This window comes from Rivularia sp. UHCC 0363, assembly GCF_034931125.1.
In the GTDB taxonomy this organism is placed as follows: domain Bacteria; phylum Cyanobacteriota; class Cyanobacteriia; order Cyanobacteriales; family Nostocaceae; genus Rivularia.
Map to the genome: position 1 here is coordinate 1 of NZ_JAYGHM010000016.1, position 11,819 is coordinate 11,819.

Consider the following 11,819-nt stretch of genomic DNA (forward strand, 5'->3'; position numbering starts at 1 on the left):
GATTCGTTAAAATTAACAACACAATATTCATCGTCTCCTTAAAATATCGCTGTTGGGTTACGACACGATTAATTTATTTTCTCGTTACAAAACAAATTATTTTCGTGTCTAACCCAACCTACGCACTGAGAAACGCGCAGAAAGAAATTGAGAAGATTAAAGGGCAAATGGCGATCGCTAAATCCGACAGTAGTTGTAGGTTGGGTTAGACGGACAAATAATATTGAGCATAAATGTAGAGAATTGAATTCCGTCGTAACCCAACATTATAATTTGTGGGTAATAAGAGCATATAAATTAATATTTTTGTTATCCAAGGTTTATCAACGATTGAGCTTGACATCTATCAGTACACCAGCCCAATCACCATCTTGTGTGTTTACAAGTACATAAAGTTCACCCCTCTGGGAAACATCCCAAATAAAAGGTTTTAAACTACCTCTTTCGTCGTCTGAAAATACTAACCCTTGTGTAAACGATTTCAAATTGGCAAGTAATTCTGCATTATGGGATTTCATAATGTATTGTTAAAGAGTAATATTTTGTTAATTAGCCCATATAGTAATATTGTACTATATTATTGTGGTTCTTGATTATAATAGTATTTGTAAGTAGTACAAGGATTTGCGGGTCTGAGTATGAATAATCCTGTAGATGTGGCTCGCTACTTTATTATCAGAGCTTATGAGGACGGCATAGAAGCTGAAATGACCAATATGAAGGTTCAGAAGCTTTTATATTACGCCCAGAGTTTGCATTTGGCGCTGTACGATGAGCCATTGTTTGATGATGAAATCCAAGCATGGCGGTATGGTCCGGTATGTCCGCCTGCTTATCGATTTTACAGCGAATTTGAAGCAAAACAATTACCTATTCCTGAAAAAGAAGAATCCTTAAAAGCAATACCGGAAGAAAAAAAAGTATTGCTAGAGGAAGTTTGGGAATATTTTGGTGGTTATCATGCTTATAGCTTGAGTGGTATGACTCATGGAGAGTTCCCTTGGAAGAAAGCTCGCAAAGGTTTAACACCTCAAGCAGCTTCAAAGGAACCAATTCTTCTTGAAGATATGAAAGCATTGGGTTATAAAAAGCTTGATTTGATAGAGCGGGAGCATCCTGCGTATGAACCTGTAATGTCTAAAATCTTGCAGGATGCTTTAACTGAAGAACCTTGCGATCGCGTTGGAAAAGGAGAGGTGTATGACTGGCTCAACTCCCTTCTCGATTGATAAAACAGGTAACTTTAAGCGCTCATTTAAGAAACTTGCGAAGCTTTACGGGAATGATTTTATTGAGATTGTTGCTGAAATATTGGAAAATTTGATTGAAGACCAATATCCAATAAAGTCTCGTCAAGAACCTTTACCTGGAAAAATTAAATTACCAGAAGGTTGGACATTTCACAAATTAGAATTTAAATATGGAAAAGGTGCTTCCGGGCAAATTAGATTAATGTATTTAGTGAATGATATAGACTATATTATTAAACCTATGTGGATTTACAGCCACGAACAGTTTGCAAAACGTCCTGGTGATAAAGAATTGAAAGATGTTATCAAAGATATTTTTGAAATCTAACTTTTAAAATATCTTATATCCTTAAGAAAAAACTCTGCGCTCCTCCGCGTCATTCTGCGTTTAAATACATATTTTTCCCCAAAATATCGATGTTGAGTTACAACACGATAAAACCATTTACTCGTCATCAACTAATTTATTTTCGTGTCTAACCCAACCTACAAGAAATAAAAAAAGGGATGCTCATCACAACCCCTTCCTAAAAACAAAATATTCACCATCTACCCAAAATACTGATATCGGGTTAAATAATACTTACTTATTCAAAATAGCAGGCTTTAATTTTTCAACCGCTTCCATTGCTGCTTTTGTGTCATCAGCAGATACTCCAGATGCAGTCATCGAATTAGCTAAATGCTTGGTAATCGCATCAAAATGTGGTTGCTGTAAACCCATTCCCGTGTGTGTTTGATCCATGCTGCGACCTTTATAGTCTTTAGGACCACCAAGAATCAGAGAAAAGAAACCAATTTGATGATTACGCTGTTTTTCCATATCAGTACCGGAGAAAAACCCGCTGACGCTGCTATCTTCTAGAATGCGTTTGTGAAAATCATCGACGACTTTCTCAATAGTTGGCTGTCCGCCAATTTTTTCGTATAGTGTACTCATTTCCTGTTCCTTTGAAGCGAATATGTACAGTGTTGAAGTACCGACACTAATCTACTTAGGATGTAAATTTCGATTTTGTGACCGAAGTGTTGGTTAATCAGGAGCAACACTTTTGATTGTCATTGCGATCGCGATTTCATGACTAAGTTTGAGGTTAGTATGTTTAACTAGCTTTTAGATTCTAGTTATTTTCAGAAATTTTCGATACCTGCATGGATGTTTTGAGATTTTACAGGATCGCATTTGGGGATAATTTCTCGAAATTTTTCTTTGGTAAATTCCAGAATTTCATCCTCCCTTAATTACCCTATCGCATTAGCAAAGCTTTGACGACAGTGACGCATCGTTTTCATGTTACCAGCATACTGATGTTGCATTGAAGGGGGTAATTTTGCACGTTTAAATAGTAATACGATATTTCTAGATTTATTTATATACAAGTGAGTGAGTCAAATTAAATATAAAACTTCACTCTGACTCCGGCTTCCTTCTCCTTAATAAGGAGAGGGATTGAAAAGCCACTGCGTTGCGCGGGTAAGCTGCTACGCATTTAATTTGTATAGTACTAGCGAGCAAGATGCATGTCCTTACGGACACGCTGCGCTACCGCACTACAACCTTTTCAAATTTTCGCATTATCTAATTTAGCTGCACATCAGCTTAGTAGCGTGGTGAGGTCTTATCTTATTCACAAAAAAAAGGGCTGCTCACCACAACCCTTTTCAAAAGATAAAATGTTAATTTGAAGCGATTAAAACAATCTGAAAATAAATGGATAGCTGAATGGTTCATCCGAATTACCAAAGCAGTGCAACAAAGCCCAAATTGTTAATCCCCAATGTATTAAAAATCCAAACGCAACAACTGGGAAAAGTAAAAATCCGACAATACCGAAAGTGAGAAAAGATAAAATCGCAATTGGAACTCCAATTAAAGTTGCCCAAAACCAAACATTGAAGTGAAAATTAATCGATTCTTTAGCATTATTTTTAACAATTGGATCGTCGGAAGTAAAATAAATCGCAATTGGAACGCCAATAGATAATAATGTTGTACTAAAGAATATCGACCCGTGAGCCAAACTCGATAGCAGTTTACGTTTATCTGAATTGTATGGAACTTCTTGCATCTTCTCGATTCCTCAATTTGCTTTATTAATTAGATTTTAACGATTATATTGTCAGATTAGTATTGAAGTTTACCGTACTTGAGTATTTTACAACTTTTCCCTAAAACGACTAAGTTGTAAATAATAAGTTGATTATTGCCTAGGAGGTTTACCGAACCGTTACATAATAAATGGACGAAAAACTAACAAACAAAAAAACCCTTACCCAACCTTATCCTTACCTTGGGCTGCTTGGATTATTGCCCGACTTGGTGGTTATAAGGGCTATAGTTCTCAGAAACCTCCTGGAATTGCTACTCTAGCTCGTGGACTTAATCAATTTGAGTCGCTCTTTTATGGCTGGAAACTCGCTCTGGGTATACTTGTGTGTACACCGTAGCCTTAATAAGGAGAGGGATTGAGAAGCCACTGCGTTGCGCGGGTTTCCCGCGTTGTAGCAAGTGGCATGGTGAGGTCTTATCTTATATTTAATTATGCCTATCTCCTTAGACATCCTTGCCCGTTTTAATTAATTTAAGAATGTTGCATACGGATATTGGCTTAGTAAGATATAGGCATATATATTTAGAAAAAATCAGAAATATTCCTTTCACGGTCTTTCTTTTGTTAAAAGAGTTACGGAGAGAGGTTTCGGATTATAGATTAAATATTAGGTAATTATTTTGAAAGTACCTGTGAATAAAGAAAATACAGCCTTGAATAATCTAATTGAAATCGCCAGTCAATTTGAAGCACCAGGCAAGATTGTCAAAGTCGAGGAATTTGGACATGGTAATATTAACGGCACTTTTCTTGTTACCTTAGATTCCGTAGCAGAAAAGCACTTTATCTTACAACGCATCAATCAAAACGTGTTTCGTCAACCCGAATTGGTCATGCGGAATATGAGTACTTTTACGAATCATGTGCGTCAACGTTTACAACATTCCCCCCTAACTTCAAATCGTCGCTGGGAAGTACCAAGAGTATTGTTAACCCAAAGCGATCAAGACCACTTTATTGATACGGAAAATTCATTTTGGCGGGCAATTGGTTTCATTGATAATGCCGAAACGTTTGATATTATTAAAGACAATAAACACGCGAGTGAAATCGGTTACGCTCTGGGAATGTTTCATAACTTAATTGGCGATTTACCAGTAGATAAATTAGCCGATACTCTACCGGGATTTCACGTTACACCCAACTATTTAAAACAGTACGAAAGTGTAGAGCAGCTATATCATAAATCGGACAAATCCCCAGAAGTTAAATACTGCTTGCAATTTGTCGATCGCCGTAAAATTTGGGCCCACGTTTTGGAAAATGCGCGATCGCAAGGACATCTTAGTTTACGTCCCATCCACGGCGACCCAAAGGTAAATAACGTGATGATTGATACTTACAACGGACAAGCTATCAGTATTATCGACTTGGATACTGTTAAACCTGGACTGGTGCATTACGATATCGGCGATTGTTTGCGCTGCGGTTGCAATCCTCTGGGAGAAGAAACAGAACATTGGGATATGGTAACTTTTGAAACTGATATCTGTCAGTCACTTTTAAGTGGTTATCTTCGTGTAGCACAAGATTTTCTTACCAAAAATGATTATATATATATCTACGATGCGATTCGTTTAATTGCTTTTGAATTGGGACTGCGATTTTTTACCGATTATTTGGCTGGTAATGTTTATTTTAAGGTTAAATACCCAGAACACAATCTTGCTAGAGCTTTAGTTCAGTTCAAGCTAACTGAAAGTATTGAAATGCAAGAAAATGCAATTCGGGAAATTATCTCAAGTTTTAATAATTAGTTTTCTACGTATATGTATAAATAAAGACAGTATCGCTGTCAATGCATTGCGATCGCTATTCTTAAATATTAATTGCTCGACATCTAATCAAAATTAATTGAATTATGTTAATCTAAATAGCGATAAAAGCGTTATATTATGACGTTTTTATGTTTAAAAGGTCAAAATTATCAGATTATCTCGCTAATCCTATGAGGAATCACGCTTTTTCGTTACAGCCATTTGAGCCACCAAAAATTGATTTGCAGATTACAGGTGAAATCACCAGGCTAAATCATACATTAACTCTCAATTACGCGCTCAAAGGTGATTTAGAGAAAATAGAAATTCCGACTACAGTAGATATCCCAACTCGTAAAGATCGACTTTGGGAAACAACCTGTTTTGAGCTTTTTCTCGGCAAGCATAATTATACTCACTATTGGGAGTTTAATCTTTCCCCAAGTGGAGATTGGAATATTTATCGCTTTGAAAGATATCGAGAAGTAATGGAATTAGAGCATAGAGTTATAATTCTTCCTTTTAATGTTATACGCGATTCTAATTCTCTATTTTTGGAATTAGAATTTAATATGCAGTGTTTGACTTCTATAGACAGAAATTTCGATGTTTCTATTACTACTGTGATTAAGCATAAAACTGGAGATACTAGTTATTGGGCCGTAAAGCATTGTGGTGAAAAAGCGGATTTTCATCTGCGAGATAGCTTTTTATTTTACGTGTAATCTAGTTCTATAGATACGCGATCGCTATTCATAATTAAAGTTCCCTATTTTTGACTATTATCGTAATTAATATTCATCAATCGCCAAACATTCGATCAATATTATCCCCCATTGAAGCACCATGACGAGAATTGACTCGCAATGATGTCTGATTTGCAGACAAATTGTAAGTTAAAGGTTCAGTTTTAAATAAATTTTCTTGTCCTTCTTCTACTAAATTTTCAGCTTGTAATTCCATCACAGCTTTAATTGCGGTAATTCTTTCTTCAACGGTGGGATGATTTTCATCGAATTCAACTCCTGGAGTCCGATTAAGTATTAACATTGCCCGTAAACATCCTTCCCGATCAAAACCTGCTTTTACAGAAGCAAGATAAGCAAGTTTATCGGCTTCAAATTCGTTTTCTCTACTTTGTTTTGTAATACTCTCTTCTAATTCTGCCGTCTTTTGCTCTACAATTGCGTTGATTTGCTTTTGTGCTTTTCTAAATCTTCTATTATTTTGATTATCTAAAACACCACCAACAACGGTACCAATAGCCCCTCCAATCACCCGTCTGACAACAAAATCACCTACTGCTGTAACTGGAGATATTTTTTCTCTACTTAAAACTTGTTTTTCTGCTTCTTGTTGAATCTCAGCAATCAACTGTACTTTTTCTAAATTACTAACAACTTGATGACGTTGTTTATGATGTACCATTTCGTGACTAATTATACAGGCTAAAGCTGAAGTATCGCCGCCTAATTGTTCTAATACACCATTATAAATAGGGATTAAATTTGAATTTTGAGTGAATGCTTGAGTATCATATTTAGCAACTCTAACAATTTGCCAAGGACGGGTATCGTATTCATTTGCACGCGCTATTCTATCTACTATCCGGTAAAGTGCATAAAAGTCCGGAGGTAGTTGTGTTTTTGCGTTTTGGTAAATAGAGTTAGTCTCCGAAGCTGCCGCTATTTTGGTTGTTAATGCAGTGGAGAACAGCAAGCACAAGCAAGTTAGAGTTGCTGTCAATTTGGTTTTTAATATACTCATTCTTACTGCGTAAATATTCAATATAGGTTATTTTTATAACTTTATATTACTGAAGTAACTGCATTATTTATGTGCGTGTAATTACTTAAATAAAATATTTTACGGTTTTTGATTGTAAGAGGATTTTAGCTGTCATATATGAATGCTCTCATTCAGCTATAGTTAGATTGAACATTAAAGATAATGGCACTTAATAAATATATGCCAAAAAACGACGACCGCGAGAACACATTATCGCTGATTTAAGTGTTAATCATGTAGAAAGATATGCCCAAATTTCCCCCAAAGGACTATATCCAAACTGTTCCCTTTCCTAGCGACATTACTTTACAACCCATTGGTGTGGTGCATTCACCTTACAAAGAAAGACACGGAACCCCCAGACAGTCGCAACTTCAATCCGCACCGTCAACTTACCAACCCGCGATCGCTACAATTGAACTCTTCGATACCATACCCCAAGAAGCGCTCAAGGATATGGAAGGGTTCGAGCGGATTTGGGTAATTGCATGGTTGCATCTTAATAAACATTGGAATCCCACCGTCATTATTCCACGCGGACCGCGCATTCGTCGCGGAACTCTCGCAACTCGCGCTCCCCATCGTCCCAACCCCATCGGACTTAGCGCACCTAAATTAATCAAAATCGAAGGTTTGGTTTTGTATGTAGAAGGAATTGATTTACTCGATGAAACACCCGTATTAGATATTAAACCTTATGTAAATTATTGCGATGCTTTCCCCGATGCAAAATGCGGTTATGTCGATCAAATAGAAAACGCTTCCGAGCATGAAACTGATATTTTTGGAAAAACTAATCTTAGATAGATTTGGCTCTTCCGTACAAGAGGATGCTAACTAAACATTTCAAAATAGGGAATAGGGAATAGAAAATAGTAATAAGAAGCAATATTTATCAGTAATATAAAGTTAAAAATCCAATTGTCTTTATATACAGGAATGGCCGCAATTGTCACAAAACCCCGGTTGGTGCGTGACACTAAAACCTTATTATTGCGTTAAAAATCAAACATAGTGTCACAGCACCCTACGAGCAGAATATGCCTTTTTGCTAAGTCCTAATATAGTAAGGATGGAAAAGTTATACTTGTTTCCTATCCCCAGCAAGGCGATAATTAACTCCATTGATTTTGATTCACGGGTAGAAACGATGGAGTACGATTTTCAACAACTGGCTCAACTTTACAAAAATACTCTGCTCAACGATATACTACCATTTTGGTTACAGCATTCTGTAGACTGGGAAAAAGGCGGTTATTTCACCTGCTTGGATAGAACTGGTAAAGTATACGATCGCGACAAGTTTATTTGGCTACAAAGTCGTCAGTTGTGGCTGTTTTCTATGCTGTACAATCAGTTGGAGAAGCGGCAAGATTGGTTGAAAATCGCTGCAAACGGTGCTAGTTTTCTCGCTGCAAACGGTAGAGATGAGAGCGGGAACTGGTATTTTTCTCTAACCCGTGAAGGTAAACCATTAACGCAGCCTTACAATATATTTTCTGATTGTTTCGCGGCAATGGCTTTTAGTCAATATGCTCTCGCTTCCGGTGAAGAATCGGCCAAAGATATAGCATTGCAAGCTTATTATAACGTTTTACGTCGTCAAGAAAATCCTAAAGGTATATATAACAAGACTTATCCCGGTACTCGTCCAATGAAATCTTTAGCAGTACCGATGATTTTAGCTAACTTGTCTTTAGAAATGGCTTGGTTACTAGAAAACGATACTTTAGAAAAAGTTTTAGATAGAACTGTAGCGGAAGTTATGGATGATTTCCTCGACAAAGAGCGAGGATTAATGTTTGAAAATGTTGCTCTCGATGCTTCCCATATTGACTGTTTTGAAGGAAGGTTAATCAACCCCGGTCACGGTATTGAAGCCATGTGGTTTATGATGGATATCGCTCAGCGTCGCGGGGATCGGGAATTAATTAATCGAGCGGTTGATGTCACGTTAAATATCCTTAATTTTGCCTGGGATAAAAAACACGGTGGTTTGTATTATTTTATGGATGCTTCGGGACATCCTCCACAGCAGCTTGAATGGGATCAAAAATTGTGGTGGGTGCATTTGGAATCTTTGGTAGCGTTAGCGATGGGTTATCGTTTGACGGGAAGAACAGAATGTTGGCAATGGTATCAAAAAATGCACGATTACGCTTGGACACATTTCGCTGATGCGGAGTATGGGGAGTGGTTTGGTTATTTGAATCGTCGTGGTGAGGTGTTGTTGAATTTGAAAGGTGGTAAGTGGAAGGGTTGTTTTCACGTTCCCAGAGGAATGTATATGTGTTGGTTGCAGTTTGAGATTATGTCAGGTAATGGGTAATTGCTAATTGGTAATAAAAAATTATTGACGGAACTAACACAAATTTGGTTGCGTCTCTAATCATAATTGAACATCCATTAACCGGCTCCCACAAGCTGGGTAATGCAGTGGTACTGGGCGACAGCTTTGCCTGCTGAGCGAATTCGGACTCCAACCAGGGTAAGATAGCCAGAAGGCAAAGTTTATTCATATTGATAATCGATAATCTAAGGTTCGTAGTTGCGCTTTAACGCTTTTATTTTATAACTACTAAATGAATGAGTCAGAAGTTATAAGGAACCCAATTTTATAGTCTTTTTCAAAATTAAATTATCTACTGATTAATCTAAAATTTCTTCAGACTATAAGTCTGGGGCTACACAGACAAAGCTGCTCAAGATTTTGAATTTAGTGCATCTGCATGGACTTTCTAAAATAACCCGCGCAGGCGGTGAACTAGTTGGCGGTGTCGGTTTCCGTCCCGCCAAACTAGTGAACCCGGAGGGGTTTTGCCTGTGTAGCAGCGGTTTCAACCGCCAGGGATGAATCAAATTTAACTTGTAATCTGAACGTATAATCTACGTATTTACTCATGTATCAATTCGGATTGCTATAGCCCTTTTCGGTTGAGTGCAATACACTTCGGAGAACCTCACCCCCATCCCCTCTCCTTGTTAAGGAGAGGGGTGAGGTTTTTGTATTCTATTCAACTAAAAACCGCTATATTGTTCGCTTTTTGTCTTTGACAAACTTAAAATAAAACTTTTAAAAACCCTGCATAAAATTTCAACTTTCAACGTATTCAATATTAAGTTGGGATTCAACCCAAACATACAAAAATTAAACCATATTTTTCAGGAGTATAAATATGTTAAAGCGTTCTTTAGCTGTTGCTGCTGTTGGTACAGTATTAACTTTGGCTTCCATTAGCCCTTCTTTAGCTGCACCTGCTGACTTCATTGGTACTTGGGAAAATACAAACTCTAATACTCGCGGAATTACTAAATTAGTTGTAACCAAAGCTAGCGGAGATAAATTGAATATTAGGGCATTTGGTAGCTGTAGTCCCAAGGATTGCGATTGGGGTACAGCATCCTTAACTACCTACGGTACTAGCGTACAAGATAAAAATCATCGCTCTGCTACTACTAACTACAATAAGAGTTTTGCCAATACTCTATTAACTATTAATCTTGGAAGTACAAACAAATTAAACCTACAAAGTTTTACTCTATTTAAAGATAATAGCAACAGGCAAAACTACACTTCTATAGAAGCTTTTCGTAAGCGCTAATTCCATTTTTTCTCAATTATCAGCAATCAAAAAGTGAGTATATATTAAGTTTCGGATATAATCGGTATTATCAAACTGATTTTATCCGATTTCTCTATTTAACAAATCTGACAAAAATAAACGCAATATTATCGAATGGGAAAAGAATTTTCGTCTGGTAATTGACTATCATGTTCAATGTTCGGAGTAATCCAGGGTGCAGATGGTGGTAAGTGCCGCATTGGTGTATAGCTTCCATTTCCAGGCTTAGGTTTAATTACTGGCATTTTATTCATCATCTCTCCTTCAATCGGGGGAATCCAAGGTGGTGGTGGTGGCATTGGTCTGATACCACCTTGTGCGGGATTTAACATTGCATCAATCGAATCTTTGAGCTTGACGGCTTGATATTCAACCTGCTTTACTGTATTCGCCAACCCTGGGATAGCAGTTAATAAAACTGTAGATATCGCAATCGTTACACTAAGAATTTTGCTTTTCATCTAGACCTCTAAAACTTAGAAATTTATGTAACTACGTACTCAACTACTAACCGCGATCGCAGTATTTCAGAAATAAATGCTCAGGTTTTTTCTAACTACACTAATTTATTAATTAGATTCGCATTGGTAAACAGCACTAAAAATCATACATTCCTAATTAAGTAATGTATCTGCGATTAATATTTAAACAAGTCTATTAACTTGCTTTCAAGAAACCCAAAACTGCCATCAATGCGAACACAACATATATTATATGTCAGCAATTATACTAATTATACCGGATTAGAATATTCTCTGTCATCATCTTCTAACTAAATTTATATTAATTAGTTTTATAGTTAATTAACGATTGTCTAAGCATTAAAATAAGGGAACGAATAGCTTTTAATTAGCTAAATATTAAAAGAGACGTAGCTTCCAAACTCCAAACTCCTTTATTCCCTCATTTTCGCCACAATTGCTGTAAAGCGTTTGCTAAATTAACAAATATCTCTTCGATTTTCAACATTGCGTTGTCAATTAATGCCAAAAATTGCTCTAAGGGATGCTTTTGATACCCAATTAATTCTGCTTTGGTTTCGATCCATTCTGGTTTGGCTTCGACTTGTGTTGATTCGCGAGTTTGAGTAATTTCTGCTTGATTCTGATGCGATCGCGTTGGACTAATAGTAATTTTTTGGGAGATTGGAGAATTTACTGTAGTGCGAGCATCTTGCTGGCTTCCCTTTATAAAATCTTGCTGGCTTCCCTTTATAAAATCTTGCTGGCTTCCCTTTATAAAATCTTGCTGGCTTCCCTTTATAAAATCTTGCTGGCTTCCCTTTATAAA

General features: G+C 36.8%; 14 protein-coding genes and 1 pseudogene. 8 read left to right on the forward strand and 7 right to left on the reverse strand.

Annotated features, from left to right (window positions below; translation table 11 throughout):
• The coding region (locus tag VB797_RS11185) for a hypothetical protein (RefSeq protein ID WP_323237756.1) at positions 1-209 on the forward strand (209 nt) is incomplete at its 5' end.
• 114 nt (positions 210-323) lie between these two features.
• On the opposite strand, the gene VB797_RS11190 is transcribed toward VB797_RS11185, so the two are convergent.
• Positions 324-518, reverse strand: a complete 195-nt coding sequence (locus tag VB797_RS11190) for a hypothetical protein (RefSeq protein WP_323237757.1) — start codon at positions 516-518, stop codon at positions 324-326.
• Positions 519-638: 120 nt separating this feature from the next.
• Between VB797_RS11190 and VB797_RS11195 the strand changes: the two genes are divergently transcribed.
• The gene (locus VB797_RS11195) at positions 639-1,229 is read left to right on the forward strand and encodes a Panacea domain-containing protein (RefSeq protein ID WP_323237758.1); all 591 of its coding nucleotides are present in this window, start codon (positions 639-641) and stop codon (positions 1,227-1,229) included.
• A complete protein-coding gene (locus VB797_RS11200; protein ID WP_323237760.1) occupies positions 1,201-1,578 on the forward strand; it encodes a hypothetical protein in 378 nt (125 codons plus the stop codon). Before VB797_RS11195 ends, VB797_RS11200 begins: the two co-directional genes overlap by 29 nt.
• A 255-nt stretch (positions 1,579-1,833) precedes the next feature.
• On the opposite strand, the gene VB797_RS11205 is transcribed toward VB797_RS11200, so the two are convergent.
• Both VB797_RS11205 and VB797_RS11210 read right to left on the reverse strand, forming a co-directional pair.
• The gene (locus tag VB797_RS11205) at positions 1,834-2,190 is read right to left on the reverse strand and encodes a group 1 truncated hemoglobin (RefSeq protein WP_323237761.1); all 357 of its coding nucleotides are present in this window, start codon (positions 2,188-2,190) and stop codon (positions 1,834-1,836) included.
• Between the two features lie 751 nt (positions 2,191-2,941).
• A complete protein-coding gene (locus tag VB797_RS11210) occupies positions 2,942-3,319 on the reverse strand; it encodes a DUF4870 domain-containing protein (protein ID WP_323237762.1) in 378 nt (125 codons plus the stop codon).
• A 674-nt stretch (positions 3,320-3,993) separates the two neighbouring features.
• Here VB797_RS11210 and VB797_RS11220 point away from each other — a divergent pair.
• Entirely contained in the window at positions 3,994-5,118 is a 1,125-nt protein-coding gene (locus tag VB797_RS11220; RefSeq protein ID WP_323237763.1) for an aminoglycoside phosphotransferase family protein, read from the forward strand.
• Positions 5,119-5,309: 191 nt separating this feature from the next.
• A complete protein-coding gene (locus tag VB797_RS11225) occupies positions 5,310-5,843 on the forward strand; it encodes a DOMON-like domain-containing protein (protein WP_323237764.1) in 534 nt (177 codons plus the stop codon).
• Between the two features lie 76 nt (positions 5,844-5,919).
• On the opposite strand, the gene VB797_RS11230 is transcribed toward VB797_RS11225, so the two are convergent.
• Complete coding sequence (locus VB797_RS11230; protein WP_323237765.1) at positions 5,920-6,885, reverse strand: M48 family metalloprotease; 966 nt, start codon at positions 6,883-6,885, stop codon at positions 5,920-5,922.
• Between the two features lie 267 nt (positions 6,886-7,152).
• Between VB797_RS11230 and tsaA the strand changes: the two genes are divergently transcribed.
• Positions 7,153-7,713, forward strand: a complete 561-nt coding sequence (gene tsaA, locus VB797_RS11235; protein WP_323237766.1) for a tRNA (N6-threonylcarbamoyladenosine(37)-N6)-methyltransferase TrmO — start codon at positions 7,153-7,155, stop codon at positions 7,711-7,713.
• Between the two features lie 343 nt (positions 7,714-8,056).
• Complete coding sequence (locus tag VB797_RS11240) at positions 8,057-9,235, forward strand: AGE family epimerase/isomerase (RefSeq protein ID WP_323237864.1); 1,179 nt, start codon at positions 8,057-8,059, stop codon at positions 9,233-9,235.
• Here VB797_RS11240 and VB797_RS11245 read toward each other — a convergent pair.
• Positions 9,216-9,425 (reverse strand): DUF1822 family protein, encoded by a 210-nt coding sequence (locus VB797_RS11245; RefSeq protein WP_323237767.1) that lies wholly within the window; start codon positions 9,423-9,425, stop codon positions 9,216-9,218. The two genes, VB797_RS11240 and VB797_RS11245, sit on opposite strands and share 20 nt — an antisense overlap.
• A 657-nt stretch (positions 9,426-10,082) precedes the next feature.
• On the opposite strand from VB797_RS11245, the gene VB797_RS11250 reads away from it, so the two are divergent.
• Complete coding sequence (locus VB797_RS11250) at positions 10,083-10,508, forward strand: hypothetical protein (RefSeq protein WP_323237768.1); 426 nt, start codon at positions 10,083-10,085, stop codon at positions 10,506-10,508.
• Positions 10,509-10,636: 128 nt separating this feature from the next.
• Here the strand turns inward: VB797_RS11250 and VB797_RS11255 are convergent, their stop codons facing one another.
• Together VB797_RS11255 and VB797_RS11260 are read right to left on the reverse strand one after the other, a co-directional pair.
• Positions 10,637-10,990, reverse strand: coding sequence for a hypothetical protein (locus VB797_RS11255; RefSeq protein ID WP_323237769.1), 354 nt, complete (start codon positions 10,988-10,990; stop codon positions 10,637-10,639).
• 442 nt (positions 10,991-11,432) lie between these two features.
• Positions 11,433-11,819 (reverse strand): annotated as a pseudogene (locus VB797_RS11260) (hypothetical protein); the annotation flags it as partial.